Origin of the sequence: Azospirillum argentinense, from assembly GCF_000632475.1 — a bacterium.
Lineage (GTDB): Bacteria > Pseudomonadota > Alphaproteobacteria > Azospirillales > Azospirillaceae > Azospirillum > Azospirillum baldaniorum.
In genome coordinates, this window is record NZ_CP007796.1 from 203610 (window position 1) to 225456 (window position 21847).

22 protein-coding genes are annotated in these 21847 nt (G+C 70.9%); 10 read left to right on the forward strand and 12 right to left on the reverse strand.

Features of this window, described 5'->3' with window-relative positions; translation table 11 throughout:
• The first annotated feature begins 54 nt into the window (after window positions 1-54).
• Genes ABAZ39_RS27165 through ABAZ39_RS27200 form a run of 8 tightly spaced genes read left to right on the forward strand, consistent with a single transcriptional unit; the run spans window position 55 to window position 6727 of the window.
• Window positions 55-1422: a nitrous oxide reductase family maturation protein NosD gene (locus ABAZ39_RS27165; protein ID WP_040137442.1), complete on the forward strand. Its 1368-nt coding sequence runs from the start codon at window positions 55-57 to the stop codon at window positions 1420-1422.
• Window positions 1419-2288: an ABC transporter ATP-binding protein gene (locus ABAZ39_RS27170; protein ID WP_040137443.1), complete on the forward strand. Its 870-nt coding sequence runs from the start codon at window positions 1419-1421 to the stop codon at window positions 2286-2288. Before ABAZ39_RS27165 ends, ABAZ39_RS27170 begins: the two co-directional genes overlap by 4 nt.
• Window positions 2285-3115, forward strand: coding sequence for an ABC transporter permease (locus tag ABAZ39_RS27175; RefSeq protein WP_040137444.1), 831 nt, complete (start codon window positions 2285-2287; stop codon window positions 3113-3115). The genes ABAZ39_RS27170 and ABAZ39_RS27175 overlap by 4 nt, the downstream gene beginning before the upstream one ends.
• A complete protein-coding gene (locus tag ABAZ39_RS27180) occupies window positions 3115-3714 on the forward strand; it encodes a nitrous oxide reductase accessory protein NosL (RefSeq protein ID WP_051658621.1) in 600 nt (199 codons plus the stop codon). Before ABAZ39_RS27175 ends, ABAZ39_RS27180 begins: the two co-directional genes overlap by 1 nt.
• Window positions 3711-4697 (forward strand): FAD:protein FMN transferase, encoded by a 987-nt coding sequence (locus tag ABAZ39_RS27185; RefSeq protein ID WP_040137445.1) that lies wholly within the window; start codon window positions 3711-3713, stop codon window positions 4695-4697. The genes ABAZ39_RS27180 and ABAZ39_RS27185 overlap by 4 nt, the downstream gene beginning before the upstream one ends.
• A 27-nt stretch (window positions 4698-4724) precedes the next feature.
• Window positions 4725-4913: a twin-arginine translocase TatA/TatE family subunit gene (locus ABAZ39_RS27190; protein ID WP_035682005.1), complete on the forward strand. Its 189-nt coding sequence runs from the start codon at window positions 4725-4727 to the stop codon at window positions 4911-4913.
• Window positions 4914-4935: 22 nt separating this feature from the next.
• Window positions 4936-5652, forward strand: coding sequence for a cyclic nucleotide-binding domain-containing protein (locus ABAZ39_RS27195; protein ID WP_040137446.1), 717 nt, complete (start codon window positions 4936-4938; stop codon window positions 5650-5652).
• 28 nt (window positions 5653-5680) lie between these two features.
• Window positions 5681-6727, forward strand: a complete 1047-nt coding sequence (locus tag ABAZ39_RS27200; protein WP_081863377.1) for an NnrS family protein — start codon at window positions 5681-5683, stop codon at window positions 6725-6727.
• A 172-nt stretch (window positions 6728-6899) separates the two neighbouring features.
• On the opposite strand, the gene ABAZ39_RS27205 is transcribed toward ABAZ39_RS27200, so the two are convergent.
• The 5 genes from ABAZ39_RS27205 to ABAZ39_RS33490 all read right to left on the reverse strand — a co-directional run bounded on the left by ABAZ39_RS27205 (window position 6900) and on the right by ABAZ39_RS33490 (window position 10596).
• Window positions 6900-7268, reverse strand: a complete 369-nt coding sequence (locus tag ABAZ39_RS27205) for a c-type cytochrome (RefSeq protein WP_040137448.1) — start codon at window positions 7266-7268, stop codon at window positions 6900-6902.
• A 112-nt stretch (window positions 7269-7380) separates the two neighbouring features.
• Window positions 7381-8289 (reverse strand): ubiquinone anaerobic biosynthesis protein UbiV, encoded by a 909-nt coding sequence (gene ubiV, locus ABAZ39_RS27210; RefSeq protein ID WP_040137449.1) that lies wholly within the window; start codon window positions 8287-8289, stop codon window positions 7381-7383.
• A 12-nt stretch (window positions 8290-8301) separates the two neighbouring features.
• Complete coding sequence (gene ubiU, locus ABAZ39_RS27215) at window positions 8302-9300, reverse strand: ubiquinone anaerobic biosynthesis protein UbiU (RefSeq protein ID WP_040137450.1); 999 nt, start codon at window positions 9298-9300, stop codon at window positions 8302-8304.
• Window positions 9301-9304: 4 nt separating this feature from the next.
• The gene (gene ubiT / locus ABAZ39_RS27220; RefSeq protein WP_040137451.1) at window positions 9305-9952 is read right to left on the reverse strand and encodes a ubiquinone anaerobic biosynthesis accessory factor UbiT; all 648 of its coding nucleotides are present in this window, start codon (window positions 9950-9952) and stop codon (window positions 9305-9307) included.
• A 131-nt stretch (window positions 9953-10083) separates the two neighbouring features.
• Entirely contained in the window at window positions 10084-10596 is a 513-nt protein-coding gene (locus tag ABAZ39_RS33490; protein WP_051658622.1) for a DUF2249 domain-containing protein, read from the reverse strand.
• Window positions 10597-10815: 219 nt separating this feature from the next.
• Here ABAZ39_RS33490 and ABAZ39_RS27230 point away from each other — a divergent pair, with 219 nt between their 5' ends.
• Together ABAZ39_RS27230 and ABAZ39_RS27235 are read left to right on the forward strand one after the other, a co-directional pair.
• Entirely contained in the window at window positions 10816-11556 is a 741-nt protein-coding gene (locus tag ABAZ39_RS27230; protein ID WP_040137452.1) for a Crp/Fnr family transcriptional regulator, read from the forward strand.
• Window positions 11557-11627: 71 nt separating this feature from the next.
• The gene (locus tag ABAZ39_RS27235) at window positions 11628-11864 is read left to right on the forward strand and encodes a DUF1858 domain-containing protein (protein WP_081863378.1); all 237 of its coding nucleotides are present in this window, start codon (window positions 11628-11630) and stop codon (window positions 11862-11864) included.
• Window positions 11865-11869: 5 nt separating this feature from the next.
• On the opposite strand, the gene ABAZ39_RS27240 is transcribed toward ABAZ39_RS27235, so the two are convergent.
• From ABAZ39_RS27240 to ABAZ39_RS27270, 7 genes are all read right to left on the reverse strand, one after another.
• Window positions 11870-12325: a hemerythrin domain-containing protein gene (locus tag ABAZ39_RS27240; RefSeq protein ID WP_040137454.1), complete on the reverse strand. Its 456-nt coding sequence runs from the start codon at window positions 12323-12325 to the stop codon at window positions 11870-11872.
• 189 nt (window positions 12326-12514) lie between these two features.
• Window positions 12515-15700, reverse strand: coding sequence for an efflux RND transporter permease subunit (locus ABAZ39_RS27245; RefSeq protein WP_014199266.1), 3186 nt, complete (start codon window positions 15698-15700; stop codon window positions 12515-12517).
• A gap of 39 nt (window positions 15701-15739) precedes the next feature.
• Complete coding sequence (locus ABAZ39_RS27250; protein ID WP_040137455.1) at window positions 15740-16924, reverse strand: efflux RND transporter periplasmic adaptor subunit; 1185 nt, start codon at window positions 16922-16924, stop codon at window positions 15740-15742.
• A gap of 22 nt (window positions 16925-16946) precedes the next feature.
• On the reverse strand, window positions 16947-17798 hold the full coding sequence (locus ABAZ39_RS27255) for an alpha/beta hydrolase (RefSeq protein WP_040137456.1): 852 nt from the start codon (window positions 17796-17798) through the stop codon (window positions 16947-16949).
• A gap of 136 nt (window positions 17799-17934) precedes the next feature.
• The gene (locus ABAZ39_RS27260; RefSeq protein WP_014199263.1) at window positions 17935-18933 is read right to left on the reverse strand and encodes a LysR family transcriptional regulator; all 999 of its coding nucleotides are present in this window, start codon (window positions 18931-18933) and stop codon (window positions 17935-17937) included.
• A gap of 380 nt (window positions 18934-19313) precedes the next feature.
• A complete protein-coding gene (locus tag ABAZ39_RS27265) occupies window positions 19314-20600 on the reverse strand; it encodes an MFS transporter (RefSeq protein WP_040137457.1) in 1287 nt (428 codons plus the stop codon).
• 28 nt (window positions 20601-20628) lie between these two features.
• Window positions 20629-21822, reverse strand: a complete 1194-nt coding sequence (locus ABAZ39_RS27270) for an acetyl-CoA C-acyltransferase (protein WP_040137458.1) — start codon at window positions 21820-21822, stop codon at window positions 20629-20631.
• Window positions 21823-21847 lie beyond the last annotated feature (25 nt).

The window sequence follows — 21847 nt, forward strand, 5'->3', positions numbered from 1 at the left end:
GCGGGGGAGGGCCGGGGTGGGGGCAACACGCCGCAAAACAATCAAGGCAAGCCAATGCCCCATCACTCCCCACTCCCCCTCTTCGCCGCGGCGCTGGTCTTCGCCGCCGGGACGGCCGGTGCCGCCACGGTGACGGTGGCGCCGGGTGGGCTGGACGGCGCGCTCGCCGCGGCGGTGCCCGGCGACACGCTCGTCCTCGCCCCCGGCACGCACCCCGGCCCCGTCGTGGTCCGCAAGCCGGTCACGCTGCTCGGCGAGCCCGGGGCCGTCATCGACGGGGGAGGGGAGGGGAACGCCGTGACGGTCTTCGCCCCCGACGTGACCGTGCGCAACGTCGAGGTCCGCAACTCCGGCATCAGCCTGTCCGAGCAGAACACCGGAATCTTCCTGGGCAAGGAGGCGCACCGTGGCGTGATCGAGGGCAACCGGCTGCGCGACAACCTGATCGGCATCTATGTGTGGGGCGCCCACGATGTGATGGTCCAGCGCAACGACGTCATCGGGCGCACCGATCTGCGCCTGTCCGAACGCGGCAACGGCATCCAGCTGTGGAACGCGCCGGGCACGCAGGTGTTGGACAACCGCGTCCAGGACGGGCGCGACGGCATCTTCACGACGACGTCGAAGAAGAACCTGTTCGCCCGCAACCGGTTCGAGCGGGTGCGCTTCGCCGTCCATTACATGTACACGAACGATTCCGAGGTGTCGGACAACGTCTCGGTCGGCAACCATGTCGGCTACGCGATCATGTATTCCAACAACCTCGTGATCCGGAACAACCGCTCGCAGGGCGACCGGGAGCATGGGCTGCTGCTGAACTACGCCAACAGCGCGCTCATCGAGGGCAACGTGGTCGACGGCCATTTGTCGCCCGAACAGGCGGCGCCGGTGGAGGTGGTGGCCGACAAGGACATGCCGGTGGCGACCGACGGCCCGGTGGAGGGCCAGCGCACCGGCACCTGGAAATGCGTCTTCATCTACAACGCCAACAAGAACCGCTTCACCGGCAACCGGTTCGAGGGCTGCGAGATCGGCGTGCACTTCACCGCCGGGTCGGAGCGCAACACGCTGACCGGCAACGCCTTCATCGGCAACCGCACCCAGGTCAAGTATGTCGGGACCCGTCACCTCGACTGGTCGGAGAAGGGGCGCGGCAACTACTGGTCCGACAACGCCGCCTTCGACCTGAACGGCGACGGCGTCGCCGACGAGGCCTACCGCCCCAACGACGTGGTCGACCGCGTGATGTGGGCCTACCCGGCGGCGAAGCTGCTGATGAACAGCCCCGGCGTGCAGGTGATCCGCTGGGCGCAGAAGCAGTTCCCGGCGCTGCACCCCGGCGGCGTGATCGACAGCGCCCCTCTGATGAGCCCGCCGCCGTCTCCGGCGCTCCCCCAAACGGCGGAAAGGAACGCCCAATGACCGACACACCGACCATCCGTGTGGAGGGAGTCTCCAAGCGCTACGGCGACGCCTTCGCCGTGCGCGAGGTGGATCTGGACCTCGCCGCCGGAGAATGCGTGGCCATGGTCGGCCACAACGGCGCCGGCAAGAGCTCGCTGATCAAGCTGATGCTCGGGCTGACCACGCCGACCGCCGGCGGCATCCGCGTGCTGGGCGGCGACCCGGCGAGTGCCGCCGCCTCGCACATCCGCCGGCAGGTCGGCTTCCTGCCCGAAAGCGTCGCCTTCCATCCCAGCATGACGGGGCGCGAGACGCTGGACTTCTACGCCCGGCTGAAGCGGGTGCCGCGCGACGGCAACGACGCGCTGTTCGAGCGGGTGGGGCTGGAGCCCGCCGCGGTGAAGCGCCGTGTCGGCACCTATTCGAAGGGCATGCGGCAGCGGCTGGCGCTGGCCCAGGCGCTGCTCGGCGGGCCGAAGGTGCTGTTCCTGGACGAGCCGACGACCGGCCTCGACCCGGCGCTGCGCCAGAGCTTCTACGAGATCGTGCGGGACCTGCGCGACGCCGGCACCACCGTCCTGCTGTGCAGCCACGCCCTGACCGAGCTGGAGGGGCAGGCCGACCGCGTCGTGGTCATGAACCGCGGGCGCAAGGTCGCCGACGGCTCGCTCGCCACGCTGCGCGGGCTGGCCCAGCTGCCGGTGCGCATCCGCCTGACCCTGCCGTCCGGGGAGGTCGTGGAGACGACCTGCGCCAACGACGACAAGGTGGCGACGCTCCGCCAGATCGCCTGCGAGGGCCCGGAGCTCGCCGACATCGAGGTCGTCCAGCCGAGCCTGGACGAGATGTACGCCCACTTCCTGCGCCGGGAGGCTGCGGAATGAACACGCTTCTGACGATCGCCGCCAAGGAGGTGCGCGACGGCCTGCGCAACCGCTGGGTCGTCGCCACCACGCTGCTGATGGCGGCGCTGGCGCTGACGCTGAGCTTCCTGGGGGCCGCCCCGACCGGCACGGTCGGCGTGGGCCGGGTGGAGGTGACCATCGTCAGCCTGTCCAGCCTGACCATCTTCCTGCTGCCGCTGATCGCGCTGCTGCTGTCCTTCGACGCGGTGGTGGGCGAGATCGACCGCGGCACCATGACTCTGCTGCTGTCCTATCCGGTGGCGCGCTGGCAGGTGCTGATCGGCAAGTTCCTCGGTCACGCCGCGATCATCGCCTTCGCCACCGTGCTGGGCTATGGCGCCGCCGGGGTGGCGCTGGCCATGAGCGGGACCGAGATCGGGCCTGAGAGCTGGCGCGCCTTCGCCGCCATGATCGGATCGAGCGTCCTGCTGGGCGCCGCCTTCACGGCCATGGGCTACCTCGCCTCCACGCTGGTCCGCGACCGCGGCACGGCGGCGGGCATCGCCGTGGCGATCTGGCTGGTGCTGGTCCTGCTCTACGACATGGCGCTGCTGGGGCTGCTGGTGGCCGACGGCGGCAAGACGGTGAACGCCGGCCTGCTGAACGGGCTGCTGCTCGCCAACCCGGCGGACGCCTTCCGCCTTTTCAACCTGACCGGCTTCAAGAGCGTCAGCCAGTTCGCCGGCACCGCCGGGCTGGCCGCGCAGGTGCAGGTGTCGGCCTCCGTCCTGCTGGCCGTGCTGGCCGGCTGGGTCGCCGCACCGCTGGCGCTGGCCGCCGTCCTCTTTTCCAGAAGGCAGATCTGATGAACACCTCCCTGAGAGCCACGCTGCTGGCCGCCTGCCTGCTGCTGCCGCTGTCCGCCTGCCAGCAGCAGAAGGCGGAGACCGCCCCGCCGCCGCCCGTCGCCATCACCGCCGACGCGATCGGCCACTATTGCGGCATGAACCTTGCCGACCATCCCGGCCCGAAGGGGCAGATCCTGGTCGGCGGGCGCGACCGTCCGGTCTGGCTGTCCTCCGTCCGCGACACCTTCGCCTTCACCATGCTGCCGGAGGAGGAGAAGGACGTCCGCGCCATCTACGTGACCGACGTCGGCCAGGCCGCCGACCCGCGCAAGCCCGACCTGACCGTCTGGATCGAGGCGCGCAAGGCCTGGTACGTGGTGGGCAGCCGCCAGCGCGGCGGCATGGGCGAGGCCGAGCCCTTCCCCTTCGGCGACGAGGCCGCCGCCCGCCGCTTCGCCGCCGAGAACGGCGGCGCAATCAAGCGCTTCGCCGAGGTGACCGAGGACGAGATCCTACATCCCACGCTTCCCTCGGAACAGACCGCAGCGGACGAGCCGGCGGAGCAGGGCGGCAATCATGGCGGCGGCCACGGCGCCGGGCACGGAGGCACGCCATGACCACCCGCCGCCGCTTTCTCGGCATCGCCGCGACGGCCGCCGGGCTGGCGCTGCTGCCGGGCGGCCTCCGGGCGGCGGGCGCGCCGGTGCGGACGTGGCGCGGCGTCGCGCTGGGCGCGGATTCCATGATCCAGCTGGCGCACCGGGACCCCGCCGAGGCCGACCGGCTGATCGTGCTCTGCCTGGAGGAGGTCGCGCGGCTGGAGCGGGTCTTCAGCCTCTACCGGACGGATTCGGCGCTGGCCCGCCTGAACCGCGACGGCGTTCTCGACGCGCCGCCGGCCGATCTCGTCCGGCTGCTGTCCGAGGCCGCGGCCTTCAGCCGCCGCACCGACGGCGCCTTCGACCCGACCGTGCAGCCGCTGTGGCAGCTCTACGCCGGCCATTTCGCCCGCCCCGGCGCCGATCCCGCCGGCCCGCCGGAGGCCGTCCTCCGCGCGGCCAGAGAGTTGGTCGATCACCGCAAGCTTCGTGTCGAACCGGGCCGCGTCGCCTTTGCCGGGCGCGGCATGGCGGTGACGCTGAACGGCATCGCCCAGGGCTACGTCACCGACCGCGTGTCCGAACGGCTGCGGGCGGAGGGCATGACCGACGTGCTGGTCGATCTGGGCGAAATCCGCGCGCTCGGCCATCACCCCTCGGGCCGCCCCTGGTCGGTCGGCCTCGCCGATCCGCTCGTGGACGGCCGCAACGCCGGCACGCTGGAGATCGCGGACCGGGCGGTGGCGACGTCGGGCGGCTACGGCACGCCCTTCGATCCCGCCGGGCGCTTCACCCATCTGTTCGACCCGGCGACGGGCGGCTGCGCGCGGGAGTGGCTGGCGGTCACCGTGCTCGCCCCCGACGCCACCACCGCCGACGCCCTGTCCACCGCTCTGTCGGTCGCGCCGGAAGCGCGGGCCGCCGTCCTGCTCGACCGTTTTCCGGGCACCGCCGCCCGCCTCACCCGCCGCGACGGCAGCGTCCTCGCGCTGCGCGCCTGACCGCCCTTCACCCAGGAGACCATCGTCATGGGAAGTTTCAGCCTGATGCATTGGGCCATCGTCCTGCTGCTCGTCCTGCTGCTGTTCGGCGCGGGCAAGCTGCCCAAGGTCATGGGCGACCTCGCCAAGGGCGTGAAGTCCTTCAAGGCCGGCCTGAAGGACGATGACGCACCGGTCATGGTGGAGGCGTCGCGCAAGCCCGCCTCCGAAGCCTGACCGCGACAGCAGAGCCGGGACGATGAGACAGGGCGCCCTGACGCTGATGCGCGACCTCCCGCTGTTCGAGGGAGTCGGCGACGAGACCTTGGAGGCGCTGACCTACGGGGCGCTTCTCCAGTGGTTCCCGCGCGAGACACGGCTGTTCGCGGAGGGCGAGATTCCCGACTTCCTGCACATCCTCGTCGAGGGCACGGCGATGCTGGCCGGCTGCGACGAGGCGGGGCAGGAGACGGTGATCGACATCGTGCGCCCCGGCGATTGCTTCGTGCCGGCGGCGGTGCTGGCCGACGCGCCGTACCTGATGTCGGCGCGGACGCTGGAATCATCGCGCATTCTCATGCTGGCCGCGCCCGTCCTGCGCGCGCAGGTCGCCCGCGACCACGCGCTGGCGCTGCGGGTGATGAGCACGCTGGTCGGGCAGTGCCGCGGGCTGGTGCGCGAGGTCAAGAATCTGAAGCTGCGCACGACGACCCAGCGGCTCGCCGCCTTCATCCTGTCGCAGGTCGATCCGTCGCCTCAGGACGAGGCGGAGGACGGCGCGACCGTCGAATTGCCGGTCAGCAAGCGCGTGCTGGCCAGCCGCCTCGGCATGACGCCGGAACAGCTGTCCCGCACCTTCACCAAGCTCTCCCCGCACCAGTTGCACGTCACCGGCAACACCGTCCGGGTCCGGTCCGTCGAGCAGCTTCGGCGGCACTGCAACGTCGGCCTTCCCAACGGTCATCACACCTCATGATCCTGTCCAGGCGGAGCGGGGCCTGACGGTGCCGTTCCGTCCCTTCTTCCTGCTGACGGCGTTGGACGCGCTGCTGGCGGTGGGGCTGTGGATGCCGGCGCTCCTGGGCTGGGACGTCTCCAACGTGATCGCCGACCTGCCGGGGTGGCACGGGCGGGCGCTGCTGTTCGGCACGCTGCCGGCGATGATGGCGGGATTCCTGCGCACTGCTTTGCCGCGCTGGACCAAGCGGCCGCTGGTCGGCGCGCGCCTCTGGCCGCTCCTCGTGCCGCTCTGGCTGGCGGGACGGGCGCTGTCGCCCTGGGTGGTCCCCGCGCACGCGCCGTTCCTCGCCGCGCTGGCCCTTCTCGTGACCGCACAGATCGCCGCCGCGCGGGACCGGCGCAACGCCGTCGTCGCGGCCCTGGTCGGCGCGCTGGCCGGGGCGGCGCTGTGCGACGCCGTTCCGTCCGGCTTGGCGCTGTCGCTCGGGCTGGCCATGGTGCTGGGCGGGCGCATCGCGCCGAGCCTGACCGCCACCCATCTGGGGCTGCCCAGCAAGGCGGGGCTGTTCACCGGGCGTCCCTGGTTCGAGCGTGCCGCCGCCCTGGCCGCCGCCGGTGCGCTGGCCGGCTGGCTAGCCGAGCCAAGTTCGGGAACGACGGCCGCCGCAAGCCTTCTCGCCGCGCTGATGCAGACGGCCCGGCTGCTGCAATGGCGAGGCTGGCGGACGCTCGACCGGCCATCGGTCCTCGCCGTGCACACCGCCTACGCCTGCGTCCCGCTGGGTTTCGCCGCCGTGGCGGCGTCGCCCGGCATGGCGGTGCATTTCTGGACGGTCGGGGCGCTCGGGCTGATGGGCTTCGCGGTGATGTCGAGCATGATCCGCAAGCACGCCGGAAACGCCTTCGGGCGGTCGGCGGTTGTGACGAGCTGCTACGCGCTCACCACGCTCGCCGTTGCCTTGCGGGCGGTTGCCGCGGCGGCGGAAGAAGATGGCCCGCTGTGGCTGCTGGCTGCGGCCGGCGCCTGGGGCGTGGCAGTGGTCCTGTTCCTGGCCGCCTTCGGCCGCCTTCTCGTCCGCGGCCGTTCTTGAAAGGAAAAAAGCCCACCGGCGAAGAACCGATGGGCTTGGAGGGGGCAGAAAAACGGGAGGGTACTCGTCCAGCGGGGACGCAATCGATCAACGATTGTGCGGTTATCCTAGCGGCTGGTCGCCCTCCCATCCTTGACGGCGGTCAAGCCGCCAAGGAAAACGGACGATTTCGTCAGCTGTTCTTTTTCAGATAGGCGATCAAGTCCTTGCGGGCCTGCTCGTTCTTCACGCCGGCGAAGGCCATCTTGTTGCCGGGGACGGCGCTCTTCGGGTCCGCCAGATAGGCGTCGAGCGTCGCCTCGTCCCAGGCCCCGGCGTTCTTCATGGCATCGGAGTACTTGTAGGTTTCGACGGCACCGGCTTTGCGGCCGACGACACCGTGCAGGTTGGGGCCGACGCGGTTCGGACCGCCGGCCTCGATGGTGTGGCAGGCCTTGCACTGGTTGAACACCTTCGCGCCGGCATCGGCGTCCTGCGCGGCGGCAAAGCCGGGGGACGACGCGACCAGCGCGAAGGCGAGCAGGGCAAACATGCGCTTCATAGGGGTTTCCTCGTTTAACGGACTCAAAAGTTTCAACGGACTCAAAAGTCAGCCGGACCGCGCGGGAGCGGCGGTCCGACGGACGTCGGATGGCGGGCGGATGGCGGACGCGTCAGGCGGCCGGGGCGTCGGCGTAGGCCGCACCCGCCATGTTGTGGAAGAAGCCGTTCTCCAGAGGGACGGCGGTCATGCCGCGCAGCTCCGCCATCACGTCCTGTCCGCTGCGCTCGCCGTCCAGAACGGAGCGGAAGGCCGTGGCGACGGCGACCATGTCGAGGTCCTGCGGCGACAGGCGGAAGCGCTGGATGCCCATCGCCCGCAGGCGGTCGATCTCCGCCGCCAGCGCCAGATAGCCGTGCGACATCGTCTGCGTGCCGTTGACCGACAGGAAGGGCTGGCCGTCGACGGTGCTCACCGGCATGCCGTCCGGATCGTTGGCGCAGACGAACTGGCAGCCATCCTTGTGCAGCGCGTGCGCCCGCGCGTGGTAGCAGCGGGCGGAGATGGCGAGCGGCGCCCTCCCGAACACCTGCACCTCCATGGACAGGCCGAGCGCCGCCCCCGTCTTCGCCATCACGGCGACCGAGGCGGCAGGAAGCTCCGCCGGCAGCGACACCGCGACGGCGCCGCGCCCGGCCAGCCAGGACAGGGTCGCCTCGTTGTAGCTGTTGATGAAGGGGCCGACGGCGTGACGGCGTCCCTCCAGCAGGGCCAGCGCGCCCATGTCGTTGGCCTCCACCGGCAGGAGGTCGCTCTCCACGAGGTCGCGCATCGCCGCGCGCTCGCGGTCGCTGCCCACCAGGATCGGGCTGGCGAGCCAGACCTCCTTCCCGGCGGCGGCCAGACGGGCGATCACCTCGTCCATGACCGGGGCGAGGAAGGGGGCGCGCTTGGAGCAGACGATCTCGCCGACGACGACGGCGTCGACCGGCGCCTCGTCGGCGATGCGGGCGTAGAAATCGCGCCAGCGCTCCGCCGGCCAGTTGAACAGGACGGGGCCAAGGGTCAGGGTGGGTTTCATGAACGCAACTCCTCAGCGCCACGCGCGGGTGTAGGCGCCGGTGGTCTGGGCCCCGCCCTCGACCATGGCCTCCAGGTCGAGCGCCGGCACGGGCAGCCCGCGTTCGAACGCGTCCAGCGCCCGGCGGTAGGCGCTGACCACGGCGGCGATGTAGGCCTTGCCGCGCTGGCGGCCTTCGATCTTCAGGGCGCACACCTTGGCGGCCTTCAGCTCCGGCAGCAGAGCCAGCGCGTTGAGGCTGGTCGGCTCCTCGAACAGATAGGCCGGATCGCTGGATGTCCCGCCGCCGGGCACGAAGCGGCCTTTGCACAGAGTCGGGTAGCCCGCCGGTTCCCCGGCGCCGAAGACGTTGATGGTGAAGCCGCCGAGGCGGGAGGCCAGCGCCTCGCCGCGCGGCTCGTAGCGGACATGGCTGGCCGGGGAGCAGACGCCCTGCTTGTTGGGCGACAACCCGGTCGCGTAGGAGGACAGCGAGCAGCGCCCCTCCGCCATCGGGCAGAGGCCGCCGAAGACGAAGACCTCCGTCTCCACATCGACCTCGGCGTTCAGCCGGGCGATCTCCGGCACCGTCAGCACGCGGGGCAGCACGACCCGCCGCACGCCGAAGGCCTCGCGGTAGAGCCGGATCGCCTCGGCGTTGGCGGCGGAGGCCTGGACGGACAGGTGAAGCCGCAGGTCGGGGTGGTGCTCCGCCGCGTAGGCGAGCAGACCGAGGTCGGCGAGGATGACCGCGTCCGCCTTCAGCCGCGCGGCGTCGTCCACCGCGCGCTGCCAGGGGGCGAGGTTGCCGGCCTGGGGGTAGGTGTTGATGGCGACGAAGACCTGGACCGACCGCGCGTGGGCGTAGGCGATGGCCTCGGCCAGTTCCGGCCGCGAGAAGTTCAGGCCGGGGAAGTTGCGCGCGTTGGTCTCGTCGCGGAAGCCCAGATAGACGGCGTCGGCGCCCGCGTCCACGGCGGCGCGCAGCGCGGCGGGGTTGCCCGCCGGGCAGATCAGTTCGAAGGAACCCATGCCGTCACGCTCCCTGCCGCGGGCCGGTGAGCCGGCGCTCCAGAACGGCCATGCCCCAGCGCACCGGCGGCGGGGCGAAACGGCGCGCCGTGGCGAGCAGGTCGAGCGCCCGCCCGGCGTTGCGCCGCGCCACGGGCAGGGCGTGCCGCAGCGGACCGGCCGCGGCGGCGACGTCGCCGAACAGGTCCATCTCCTCGCCGTCCAGCGTGTTGCGGAGCGCCAGGATCAGGGCGGTGTCGCCCTCGATGGAGAGTTCGCGGCGGAAGAACAGCGCGTCGCCGTCGATGCGCCCTTCCAGAAGGTCAAGAAGCCGCGCGCAGGGGCCGCGCACCGTGGCCTCCGCCTCGGCGGTGCGGTCGCAGACCCGCAGGGCGAGGCCGGGGCCGACGCGGAGCAGCAGGGCGGCGGGCGCGTCCACCGGGTCGATGAGCAGACGGGCGTCGGGCAGTTCGCCGAGGGCGGTGAAGGCGCGCGGGTGGCGCGCCTCCAGAATCCGCAGCAGCCGGTCGAACAGCAGGCCGCCGGCCCGGTCGCCGAGCCGCCGCGCGAACCCCAGCCCGGCCCGCGTCAGTTGGACTTCGACGTCGCGGGCACGGGGGTCCGGGGCCGTCTCATTGGCCTGATCCAGAGCCATAAAGCCGGGATCGCGCATACGCCTGTCTCCTTCCCTTCGGAATGGTCGTGTGGCGGGCGGAGCCCGCCGGGCTTCGGCAATACAGCCCGGTGGTCATACCATCCTTGATGACGGTCAAGCCCAAGGTCCCGAAACGCCGCCTGGGGCGATCAGCCGCACATGCCGCCGCAGCAGGAGCCGGAGCGCCGGGCGACCAGCCGCTCGTAGGACAGGTGCAGCTGCCCGGCCGGCGGGATGACCCCCTGCATCAGGTCGAGCACCTGCTCCGCGGTCGTGCCCGGCGGGCAGTCGGTGATCTCGCAGACCAGCCCGCCATACGCCACGCCGAGCGGCGTCTCGGCGGCGACCGCGGTCGCCTGCCCGCCGCGCCCGATGAGGACCCGCAGGGAGGTCGCCGGCGCGGTCCCGGACTCGGGCCGCCCGATGCGCACCCGCCAGCGCTCCGGTCCGCGCTCCAGATAGGTCCAGCTCACCGCATCGCCGAACAGTGCCTGGACCTGGAGATAGAGCGGGCGCGGGTCATGGTTGTTCACCAGCACGAAGCCGCGGCCCGGCGCCAGATCCTGCGCGGCCTGGAGGATCAGCGGGTGGCGCTGGTGGGGCGGAATGGACTGGACGTCGATGACCGGCTCGGCCGCGGTGGACTGTTCGGCGATCTGCATGGGGGAGGTCCGAAGGGTTGCGATGTGGCGAGAAGCCTAAAGGGCTGGTCCTATCGGCTCTTTGTTCCAGGACAAACTGACACCTTAGTGCCGGCTTTGAGTGTCAAGCCGAGCGCAGGCGGGTTGCGGCGCGGCGCGCGGGCGGTCATCTTGGAAGGCAACCTTTCCGTGACGGCTGCCCGCAGGGGTGGTCGGGCACGGCCTTTTGAGGATGGTCCGATGACGCCGCTTGCCCCCGATCCCGCCAGTCTGCGTGGCCTGCGGCTGTTTTCCGGTCTGGACGCGGCGGCCCTGGCCGAGATCGTCCGGTCCGCCCACACCCGGCGGATCGAGAAGGGAACCACCATCTTTTCCCAGGGCGACCGGGCGGCCCTCTGCCACGCGCTGATCGACGGACGGGTCAAGATCGTCCAGACCGGGGCCGACGGGCAGCAGCTGGTGGTCCGCTACATCGGCGCGGGGGAGATGTTCGGCACGGCGGCGGTCTTCTCGGGCGGCATCTACCCCGCCGACGCGCTCGCCATGGTCGATTGCGTCGGCGTCCACTGGACCGCCGCGACGATGGGCGAACTGATGGAGCGCTACCCCCGCATCGCGCTGAACGCCCTGGACATCGTCGGCCGCCGCCTGCAGGAGGTGCAGACCCGCCTGCGCGAGCTGTCCACCGAGCGGGTCGAGCGGCGCGTCGCCCACGCGCTCCTGCGTCTGGTGCGTCAGGCGGGCCGCCGGGTGGGGAACGGTGTCGAGATCGACTTTCCGCTGTCCCGCCAGGACATCGCGGAGATGACCGGGACCACGCTGCACACGGTGAGCCGCATCCTCAGCGGCTGGGAGGGGCAGGGGATCGTCGAGGGCGGGCGCCAGCAGGTGACGATCCGCCAGCCGCACGCCCTGGTCGCCATCGCCGAGGATCTGCCCAAGCCGGAAAAGCCGGAAGCGACCTCGAAACCGGAGAAGTAGGCGGGGCTGAACCTCCGTTCCGTTTGTGCGGGCGCAAAGAGACGCGCGTTCCGGTGTGCTACGGTGCCGGGATGATCGCTCCGCCATCACACTGCGCCACCGCGGCCTTGCCCTCGTCCTCCGACCTTGTCGAGGATGTGCTGGAGCGCTGGCCGTCGACCATTCCCGTGTTCCTCAAGCACCGGATGGCCTGTCCGGGCTGCCCCATGGCGCGTTTCCAGACGATCGCTGAGGTGGCGGACGACTATGGGCTGGCCACCGACGCTCTGCTCGACGAGTTCGCCCGGGCCATCGCGGCGGAGGAGTGAGGCCCTCAGCGGTTCGCCGTCTTGTCGGCGAGGGCGGCGCGGTCGATGACGTCGTACAGCTCCAGATCCTCGCGGGCGATGCGGTGCTTGAGCGCGGTCACCACCTCGCGGGTCTCGCGGACGAAGGTTTCCGGGTCCTTGGAGACCGCCAGCGGGCCGGGCCAGCTGGACCGGTAGCGGTCGAAGCGTGCCCGCAGGCTGCCCATCTCGGCCTGGAAGCGCGCCGCCGTGGCGCGCAGCGCCGGGGTCGGGTGGGCCAGCAGACGCGGGTAGAGCGCGCTGTCCTCCAGCGACAGGTGGACGGTGAACACGCCGAACAGGTCGCGGACCGCCGTGGCGAGAGCGGCGGCGTTCGCCACCGGGGACGGCGCCGCCAGCAGGGAGTCGATCCGGTCGACGAGCTGTCCCACGGTGGCGTGGTGATGGCGGTACAGGGTGGTGCTGATGGCGGTACTGGACATGACGAGGTCTCCAACCGGGGCCGCCAGCGAATGGGCGGTGCGTGACGGTGAGAGTGCCGGCGGAAGCGTCGCCGTTCGTTGTGCCAGAGCAAGCAGGGGAAGGGTCGGCGAAGAAACGACGCGGCGGGGAGCGGGGCGCTCGGCCCCGGCTCCCCGCCGCGGTTAAGGCGACGGTTCTCTCAGGGGCGCTCAGTCGTCCCCATGCCCGTGGGCGAGCGCCGGACCGGTCGGCACCGCCGCCGGCTTGCCGGCCCCGACCATCGTGCGCAGCAGGACGTAGAAGACCGGCGTCAGCATCAAGCCGAACAGGGTGACGCCGATCATCCCGGCGAACACCGCCACGCCCATCGCGTGGCGCATCTCGGCGCCGGCGCCGGTCGAGGTGACCAGCGGCACCACGCCCATGATGAAGGCGATGGAGGTCATCAGGATGGGCCGCAGCCGCAGCCGGCTGGCCTCGATGGCGGCCTGCACCACGCTGCGCCCCTGATGCTCCAGCTCGCGGGCGAACTCGACGATCAGGATGGCGTTCTTCGCCGACAGGCCGACCAGCACCATGAAGCCGATCTGCGTGAAGATGTTGTTGTCGCCGCCCGTCAGCCACACCCCGGCCAGTGCCGACATCAGGCTCATCGGGACGATCAGCAGGATGGCCAGCGGCAGGGTCAGGCTCTCGTACTGGGCGGCCAGCACCAGGAAGACGAGCAGGATGCTGATGGGGAAGATCCACAGCGCCGCGTTGCCGGCCAGGATCTCCTGATAGGTCAGGTCGGTCCATTCGAACCGCACGCCGCGCGGCAGGGTCTCCTGGGCGATGCGCTCCGCCGCCGCCTGGGCCTGGCCCGACGAATAGCCGGGGGCGGGGCCGCCGTTGATGTCGGCGGCGGTGTAGCCGTTGTAGCGCACCACCATCTCCGGCCCGTAGCTCTGCTTGACGGTGACCAGCGAGGAGAGCGGCACCATGTCGCCCTGGGCGTTGCGCGTCTTCAGCAGGCCGATGTCGGCGGATTCGGCGCGGAAGGGCGCGTCGGCCTGGACGCGGACCTGGTAGACGCGGCCGAAGCTGTTGAAGTCGTTCACATAGAGCGAGCCCAGATAAATCTGCATGGTGTCGAACACCTCGCCGATGGGCACGCCCTGCTGCTTGGCCTTCACGCGGTCGAGATCGACGTCGAGCTGCGGCACGTTGATCTGGTAGCTGGAGAAGGCCGGCCCCAGCTCCGGCGTTTCCATGGCCTTCTTCAGGAAGGAACCGACCGCCGCGTTCAGCGCCTCGTAGCCCAGCGCGCCGCGGTCCTCGATCTGCATCTTGAAGCCGCCGAGCGTGCCGAGGCCCATCACTGGGGGCGGCGGGAAGATGGCGACGAAGGCCTCCTTCAGGCCGGCGTAGCGCTTCTGCAGATCACCGGCGATGGCGGCGGCGGAGAGGGACGGGTCCTTGCGCTCGGCGAAGGGCTTCAGCGTGACGAAGACGATGCCGGCGCTGGAGCTGTTGGTGAAGCCGTTGACCGACAGGCCGGGGAAGGCGACGGCGCTCTGCACGCCCGGGCGGGCCAGGGCGATGTCGGTCATCTCGCGGATCACCGCCTCCGTCCGGTCGAGCGAGGCGCCGTTGGGAAGCTGGGCGAAGCTGATGAGGTATTCCTTGTCCTGCGCCGGGACGAAGCCCATCGGCACGGTGCGGCCGAGCAGCACGGTGACCCCGAGCAGCCCGACATAGACCAGCATCATCAGCCCCTTGTGCCGCACCACCCCGCCGACGCCGCGGCCGTAGCCGGTCGAGGCGCGGTGGAAGACGCGATTGAACAGCCGGAAGAAGCCGCCGAAGACCTTGTTCATGGCGCGGGTCAGCCAGTCCTGCGGCTGGTCGTGGCCGCGCAACAGGACCGCCGCCAGGGCCGGCGACAGGGTCAGCGAGTTGAAGGCGGAGATGACGGTGGAGATCGCAATGGTCATCGCGAACTGCTTGTAGAACTCGCCGGTCAGGCCGCTCATGGCCGCCAGCGGGACGAAGACGGCGACCAGCGTCAGCGCGATGGCGATGATCGGGCCGCTGACCTCCTGCATGGCGCGGTAGGTGGCTTCCTTGGCCGACAGGCCGTTCTCGATGTTGCGCTCGACGTTCTCCACCACGACGATGGCGTCGTCCACGACGATGCCGATGGCCAGCACCATGCCGAACAGCGACAGCGCGTTGATCGAGTAGCCCAGCCCCAGCATCAGCGAGAAGGTGCCGACGATGGACACCGGAACCGCCAGCAGCGGGATGATCGAAGCGCGCCACGTCTGGAGGAAGATGATGACCACCAGCACGACCAGGGCGACCGCCTCCAGCAGGGTGCTGATCACAGCGTCGATGCTGGAGCGGACGAACTGCGTCGGGTCGTAGACGATGCTGTAATCGACGCCGTCCGGCATGTCGGCCTTGAGGTCGGCCATGGTCGCCCGGATGGCGTCGGAAATGGCCAGCGCGTTGGCGCCCGGCGACTGGTTGATGCCCAGCGCCACCGCCGGCTTGTTGTCGAGCAGCGAGCGCAGGCCATACTGCGCCGCCGCCAGTTCCACGCGGGCGACGTCGCGCAGCAGGGTGACGCCGCCCTGCTCACCGGTCTTCAGGATGATCGCGCCGAACTCCTCCGGCGTCGTCAGGCGCCCCTGCGCGTTGATCGAGAGCTGGAGGGGCGTGTCGGGCAGCGACGGCGAGGCGCCGATGACGCCCGCCGCGACCTGGACGTTCTGCTCGCGGATCGCCGCCACCACGTCGGACGCGGTCAGGCCGCGCTGGGCGACCTTGTTGGGGTCGAGCCAGACGCGCATGGAGTAGTCGCCGGCCCCCCACACCTGCACCTCGCCGACGCCGCTGATCCGGCTCAGCCGGTCCTTGACGTTCAGGATGGCGTAGTTGCGCAGGTAGGTCATGTCGTAGCGGTCGTTGGGCGACAGCAGATGCACGACCATGGTCAGGGTGGGCGAGCTTTTGACCGTCGTTACGCCCAGCCGCTGCACGTCCGACGGCAGGCGCGGCAACGCCTGCGCCACCCGGTTCTGCACGAGCTGCTGCGCCTTGTCCGGGTCGGTGCCCAGCCGGAAGGTCACGGTCAGCGCCATGTTGCCGTCGCTGTTGGCCTGCGACTGCATGTACAGCATGTTCTCGACGCCGTTGATCTGCTCCTCCAATGGGGAGGCGACCGTTTCGGCGATGACCTTGGGGTTGGCGCCCGGGAACTGGGCGCGCACGACGACCGACGGCGGAACGACCTCCGGGTATTCGGAGATGGGCAACTGGAACAGCGAGATCGCTCCCGCCAGGAACAGCGCCACCGACAGCACGCCCGCGAAGATCGGGCGGTCGATGAAGAATTTCGAGATGTTCATGATGGCCTTCCCAGCGGGGTCCGACTCATGAGGGCGGGATCAGGGGTTGTTGGACGCGGTTTCGATGGCGTCCGCCGGCTTGCCCATCGCCACGGTCTTCGGGCTGATGCGGGCGCCGGGCCGGGCGTGCTGGATGCCGTTGACGACGATGCGCTCCCCGACGGCGAGGCCGCTCTTGACCACCCGCAGCCCGTTCTGCGCAGCACCCGGGATGATTTCGCGGTACTGGACGGTGTCGTCGCCGCCGACCACCAGGACGAACTTCTTGTCCTGGTCGGTGTTGATGGCGCGGTCCTCGACCATCAGCGCGTCGTGCGGGGTGCTGCCGCCGACCTTGACGCGGGCGTAGAGGCCGGGGACCAGCATGCCGTCCGGATTGTCGAACTTGGCGCGCACGCGGATGGTGCCGGACACGGAATCGAGCCGGTTGTCCACATGCTCCACCGTGCCGCCGCGCGAATAGCCGTTCTCGTTGGCGAGACCGAGCTGGACCGGCACGTCGGCGGCGTCCTTCACGCTGGCGATGTGGCGCAGGTAGGTCTGCTCGTCGACGTCGAAGGAGGCGTAGATCGGCGAGACCGAGACCAGGGTCGTCAGCGGGGCGGCGGAGGCGCCGGAGGCCACGACGTTGCCCACCGTCACCTCGGCGCGCGAGACGCGGCCGGAAATGGGTGCGGTGACCTGGGTGTGCTCCAGGTCGATGCGGGCGAGATCGAGGGCCGCCTGCGCCGCCTTCAGGTTGGCGCCGGCCTCGCGGGCGGCGTTCTCCTTCTCGTCGAGCGTCTGGCGCGAGACGGTGTTGTTCTGCACCAGCCGCTGGGCGCGGTCGAGGTCGGCGGTGGTGAAGCGCACCGCGGCCTGCGCGGCGGCGACCTGGGCCTCGGCGCGCGCGACCTCGGCGACGTGGGGGCGCGGGTCGATGGTGAAGAGGGGATCGCCCTTCTTGACCAGGGCGCCGTTGCGGAAATGCACGGCGGTGATGGCGCCGGACACCTGCGGGCGCACCTCCACCCGGTCGACCGCCTCCAGGCGGCCCGAGTAGGACTGCCAGTCGGTGATCTTGCGGGCGACGACCGGCGCCACGTCCACCTCGGGCGGCGGCGGGGCGGCGGTGGCCGCCGCGGGGGCGTCGGCGTGGCCCTGGGTGGAGACGACACCGGCGACACCGGCGGTCGCGGCGCCGACGGCGAGAAGGAGGGCGAGCTTCGAAGGAGACAACGACATGGGACCACTCTCCTGGGGAGGATCAGACAGGGACGCCGCGGCCGTCCGCGGGGGACAGGCGGCGGCGGAAAAAATCGGCGACCGCCAGCAACGCCGGGCGGTGGCCGGGCAGGGCGGCGTGCGAAATGGCGGGGAAGCGGATAACCTCGGTGGGCACGCCGGCTCCGATCAGATTGGCGGCGTACTGTTCCGCCTCGATGCGCAGGACGTCCTTCTGCGCGGTGACGATCAGCGTCGGCGGCAGTCCGGCCAGCCGGCGGGAATCCAATGGTGCGGCGTAAGGATGCACACGCTGCGCCGCATCGGGCAGATAGGCGCGGTAGCAGCGCGCGTAGGCGGTGGCCGGAACGTCGCACTGCATGGCCTGGGCGTCGCCGGCGCGGGTCAGGCTGGGGTCCAGCATGGGGCCGAGCAGGGCCTGCGCGCGGATGTCCACCTCGCCCTGGTCGCGGGCGAGGAAGGTCAGCGAGGCGGCGACATGACCGCCCGCGTCGTGCCCGGCCACGCCCAGCCCGCCCGTGGCGATGTTCAGGTCGCGGGCTTCGGCCAGGGTCCACAGCGCCGCCTGATGGGCGTCGTGGGCGGCGGTGGGGAAGCAGTGGGCCGGGGCCAGCGAATAGCCGACCGAGACGACCAGCGCCGGCACGCTCTCCGCGATGGCAGCGGCGGCGGTCTCGGCCTCCTCCAGCGAACCGGAGGTGAAGCCGCCGCCGTGCAGATACAGCAGGGCCGGGACGGTCAGCCCGATCAGCGGCCGGTAGAGCCGCAGCCGGATGTCCTGGGCGTGGCCGGCGATGGTCCGGTCATCGACCGAGAGCCGGCACGGCTCCGTCCCGGTCTTGCGTGTTTTCGACGGTTCCGACGAGCGGCCCATGATCCAACGGTGCCCCAGCACCCCTCCCGCATTGCAACAAGAGGGAGTGTGGGCGTTAGGCCGGTCGGAATAAATACGCGGTCAACGGCAACACAATTCGGATCGCATGAACAATCCGATCCACAGGAGGCCCGGCTCACACCACGCAGAGACGGGCGCCCTCCGGTTCCGTGGTGGCGGGAGCCGGCTTGGGCTTCTCCCGGTCCGGACACTCGTAACCGTCGATCTCCTCGCCCTGCATCAGCGGGCAGCCCTCGAACAGCTCGGCGACCCAGTCGACGAAGGCGCGGACCTTGGGCGACAGGTGGCGGTTGTGCGGGTAGAGCGCGGAGATCGGCATCAGGGCCGGGCGCCACTCCTTGAGGATCTCCACCAGGGCGCCGCTGCGCAGGTGGGGCAGCGCCATGAAGCGCGCCGTCTGGCCGATGCCCAGCCCCTCCAGCGCGCAGGTGACGTAGGCGTCGGCGTCGTTGACCGAGACGGGGCCGTTCAGCTTCACCTCGTGGATGACGCCGTCGCGCTCGAAGCTCATCTCGTGCATCTTGCCGGTGCGCGTGAAGTAGTTGACGGCGCTGTGGCCCTCCAGCTCCTCGATGGTCTTGGGCGTGCCGTGGCGGGCGAGATAGGCCGGGCTGGCGACGGTCACCGGGCGGAACGCGCCGACCCGGCGGGCAATCAGGCTGGAATCCACCAAGTCGCCGACGCGCAGCACGCAGTCTACCCCCTCCTGGATCAGGTCGATGGGGCGGTCGCTCATCCCGATCATGATTTCGATGTCGGGGTAGCGGGCGTGGAACTCGTGGATGGTCGGGATGATGATGAGCCGCCCGACCGAGCCCGGCATGTCCACCCGCAGCCGCCCGCGCGGCGTCTTGCGGGCGCTGGTGAAGGAGGTCTCGATCTCCTCCAGGTCGGACAGGATGCGGGTGGCGCCCTCCAGATAGGCGGCGCCGTCGAGCGTCAGGCTCAGCTTGCGGGTCGTCCGCTGGAGCAGGCGCACGCCGAGCGCCGCCTCCAGATTCTGGATGGTCGTCGTCACCGAGGCGCGCGGCAGGCCCAGCGTGTCGGCGGCCTTGGTGAAGCTGTTGACCTCGACGACGCGGACGAAGACGCGCATCGCGTGCAGTTTGTCCATGGTCGGTCCATCGACGCAGTGGGGGCGGCCCGCACATATACGGAGCGGGCCGGGTTGCGCCTATCTAAGCACAGCCCGGCGCGAAGTCGATGGGGCTTTAATTGTCCCCTCTCCCCTCTGGGGAGAGGGTTGGGGTGAGGGGGTTGCGCTTTTGCCGAACGTGCCGCTACGCGCAACNCNCGCGCTCGCGCGCGTCCCCTCGCGACGCGCGCGTCGCGCGCGACCCCTGTGTGCCCTTGAGAGACGCCGACCACACCACTCGTGTTGCGCTTTTGCCGAACGTGCCGCTACGCGCAACCCCCTCACCGGCTCTTCGGGCCACCCTCTCCCCAGAGGGGAGAGGGCTACTGCGCCAACGCGGGAGTCTTGAATGGGCGCCCTCAGGTGGCCGGCGCCGGCTTGGCAGCCGGGGCGCGGCCCAGCGTCGGGACGAGCAGCGCGGCCCCCAGGCAGAGCAGCCCGGCGATGAAGAAGGCCGGCAGATAGCTGTCCAGCGTGCTGCGGGCGTAGCCGGCCCCGAAGGCGGCGCAGGCCGCACCGATCTGGTGACCGGCGAACACCCAGCCGAAGACGAGGTTGGCGCGCTCCCGCCCGAAGCGTTCCGCTGTCAACCGGACGGTCGGCGGCACGGTGGCGATCCAGTCCAGTCCGTAGAACACCGCGAACAGCGACAGGCCATAGAGCGTGAAATCGGAATAGGGCAGGAACAGCAGCGACAGCCCGCGCAGGCCGTAATACCAGAACAGGAGCCAGCGGTTGTCGTAGCGGTCGGACAGCCAGCCCGAGGCGACCGTGCCGACGAAGTCGAAGATGCCCATCAGCGCCAGCAGGCCGGCGGCCCGCACCTCCGGCACGCCGAAATCGACGCAGAGCGGGATCAGGTGGGTCTGGATCAGCCCGTTGGTGCTCGCCCCGCAGACGAAGAAGGTGGCGAACAGCACCCAGAAGACCCGCGTCCTCGACGCGTCGCGCAGGGCGCCCAGCGCGGCGGCCACCACCGATCCGGCGGGCGGCGGCGGGGCGGTCGCCGCACCCTCCTCGCCATAGGCGGCCAGCCCGAGGTCGGACGGTCGGTCGCGCATCAGGGCGAGCACGGCCAGCGCCGCCACCCACAGCAGCCCGCACAGCAGAGCCAGCGCGACGCGCCAGCCCATCTGCTCGGTCAGCATCGACAGCAGCGGCATGAAGACGAGCTGCCCGGTGGCCGAGCTGGCGGTCAGCAGGCCGACGACCAGCCCGCGCCGCCGGCTGAACCAGCGCGTCGCCACGGTGGCGCCCAGCACCATGGCGGTCAGGCCGGTGCCGAAGCCGACGACGAAGCCCCAGAGCAGGATCAGCTGCCAGACCTCGCGCATGGCGAGCGACAGCAGCAGCCCGCCGCTGACCAGAGTCAGCGAGGACAGCACCATCCGCTTGACGCCGTAGCGGTTGATGAGCGCGGCGGCGAACGGCCCCATCAGGCCGAACAGCAGCAGGCGGATGGCCAGTGCCACCGAGATGTCGGCGGTGGACCAGCCGAACTCGCGCTGCAGGGGCAGCAGGAGGACGCCGGGGGCGCCGACGGCACCCGCCGACACCAGCATGGTCAGGAAGGTGACGCCGACGACGGCCCAGCCGTAATGGACGTTGCGCCGCGCCAGCGCGGCGGCGACGGGGGAGGACAGCATGGATGCGGTTCCGGTGTGGCGGAAAGGGTCAGGCAGGCCGTTCGACCGCGATGGCCGTGGCCTCGCCGCCACCGATGCACAGGGAGGCGACGCCGCGGCGCAGCCCCCGCGCCGCCAGCGCGTGCAGCAGCGTCACGATCAGCCGCGCGCCGGTGGCGCCGATGGGGTGGCCGAGCGCGCAGGCTCCGCCGTTGACGTTCAGCGCGTCGCGCGGAATGCCCAGATCGCGCTGCGCCGCCATGGCGACGACCGCGAAGGCCTCGTTGATCTCGAACAGGTCGACGTCGCCGACACCCCAGCCGACGCGGTCGAGCAGCTTGCGGATCGCCGGAATCGGCGCCGTGGTGAACCAGGCCGGGTCCTGGCTGTGGGTGGCGTGGCCGAGGATGGTCGCCAGCACGGGCAGCCCCTCGCGCTCGGCCAGCGAGCGGCGGGTGAGCAAAAGCGCTGCCGCCCCGTCGGCGTTGGCCGAGGAGCTGGCCGCGGTGATCGTCCCGTCGCGACGGAAGGCCGGCTTCAGGGCGGGAATCTTCTCCGGCGCGACCTTCAGCGGGTTCTCGTCGTCGGCGACGGTCCGTTCCCCGCCTTTGACGGCGAGGGTGACGGGCGCGATCTCGGCGGCAAAGGCGCCGCTTGCGATGGCGGCGCGGGCGCGGGTCAGCGTCTCGACGGCGTAGGCGTCCTGCTCGGCGCGGGTGAAACCGTAGAGGTCGGCGGTCGCCTCGCCGAAATCGCCCATGGGGCGCCCGCCCTCATAGGCGTCCTCCAGCCCGTCGAGCATCAGGTGGTCGAGGATGCGGTCGTGCCCGATGCGGTAGCCGCCGCGCGCCTTGGCCAGCAGATAGGGCGCGTTGGACATCGACTCCATGCCGCCGGCGACCACGAGGTCGGCGGAGCCGGCGCGGATCAGGTCGTGGGCGAGCATCGTCGCCTTCATGCCGGAGCCGCAGACCTTGTTGACGGTGGTGGCGCCGGTGGCGTCGGGCAGACCGGCGCCGCGCGCCGCCTGCCGGGCCGGCGCCTGCCCTTGGCCGGCGGGCAGCACACAGCCGAGCAGGACTTCGTCCACGCGCTCCGGCGCCAGCCCGGCGCGGCTCAGGGCGGCACGGACGGCGTGGGCACCCAGCGCGTGGGCGGGCAAGGTGGACAGCTCCCCCTGGAAACGGCCGAGCGGCGTGCGTGCGGCGGACACGATGACGACGGGGTCCGTTGCGTCCATGATCGCGAACTCCTTTATGGGATGGGAA

Coding starts and splice junctions, on each gene's coding strand:
- ABAZ39_RS27165 (WP_040137442.1), top strand. CDS start 55: ATGCCCCATCACTCCCCACTCCCCCTCTTCGCCGCGGCGCTGGTCTTC.
- ABAZ39_RS27170 (WP_040137443.1), top strand. CDS start 1,419: ATGACCGACACACCGACCATCCGTGTGGAGGGAGTCTCCAAGCGCTAC.
- ABAZ39_RS27175 (WP_040137444.1), top strand. CDS start 2,285: ATGAACACGCTTCTGACGATCGCCGCCAAGGAGGTGCGCGACGGCCTG.
- ABAZ39_RS27180 (WP_051658621.1), top strand. CDS start 3,115: ATGAACACCTCCCTGAGAGCCACGCTGCTGGCCGCCTGCCTGCTGCTG.
- ABAZ39_RS27185 (WP_040137445.1), top strand. CDS start 3,711: ATGACCACCCGCCGCCGCTTTCTCGGCATCGCCGCGACGGCCGCCGGG.
- ABAZ39_RS27190 (WP_035682005.1), top strand. CDS start 4,725: ATGGGAAGTTTCAGCCTGATGCATTGGGCCATCGTCCTGCTGCTCGTC.
- ABAZ39_RS27195 (WP_040137446.1), top strand. CDS start 4,936: ATGAGACAGGGCGCCCTGACGCTGATGCGCGACCTCCCGCTGTTCGAG.
- ABAZ39_RS27205 (WP_040137448.1), bottom strand. CDS start 7,268: ATGAAGCGCATGTTTGCCCTGCTCGCCTTCGCGCTGGTCGCGTCGTCC.
- ubiV (WP_040137449.1), bottom strand. CDS start 8,289: ATGAAACCCACCCTGACCCTTGGCCCCGTCCTGTTCAACTGGCCGGCG.
- ubiU (WP_040137450.1), bottom strand. CDS start 9,300: ATGGGTTCCTTCGAACTGATCTGCCCGGCGGGCAACCCCGCCGCGCTG.
- ubiT (WP_040137451.1), bottom strand. CDS start 9,952: ATGCGCGATCCCGGCTTTATGGCTCTGGATCAGGCCAATGAGACGGCC.
- ABAZ39_RS33490 (WP_051658622.1), bottom strand. CDS start 10,596: ATGCAGATCGCCGAACAGTCCACCGCGGCCGAGCCGGTCATCGACGTC.
- ABAZ39_RS27230 (WP_040137452.1), top strand. CDS start 10,816: ATGACGCCGCTTGCCCCCGATCCCGCCAGTCTGCGTGGCCTGCGGCTG.
- ABAZ39_RS27235 (WP_081863378.1), top strand. CDS start 11,628: ATGATCGCTCCGCCATCACACTGCGCCACCGCGGCCTTGCCCTCGTCC.
- ABAZ39_RS27240 (WP_040137454.1), bottom strand. CDS start 12,325: ATGTCCAGTACCGCCATCAGCACCACCCTGTACCGCCATCACCACGCC.
- ABAZ39_RS27245 (WP_014199266.1), bottom strand. CDS start 15,700: ATGAACATCTCGAAATTCTTCATCGACCGCCCGATCTTCGCGGGCGTG.
- ABAZ39_RS27250 (WP_040137455.1), bottom strand. CDS start 16,924: ATGTCGTTGTCTCCTTCGAAGCTCGCCCTCCTTCTCGCCGTCGGCGCC.
- ABAZ39_RS27255 (WP_040137456.1), bottom strand. CDS start 17,798: ATGGGCCGCTCGTCGGAACCGTCGAAAACACGCAAGACCGGGACGGAG.
- ABAZ39_RS27260 (WP_014199263.1), bottom strand. CDS start 18,933: ATGGACAAACTGCACGCGATGCGCGTCTTCGTCCGCGTCGTCGAGGTC.
- ABAZ39_RS27265 (WP_040137457.1), bottom strand. CDS start 20,600: ATGCTGTCCTCCCCCGTCGCCGCCGCGCTGGCGCGGCGCAACGTCCAT.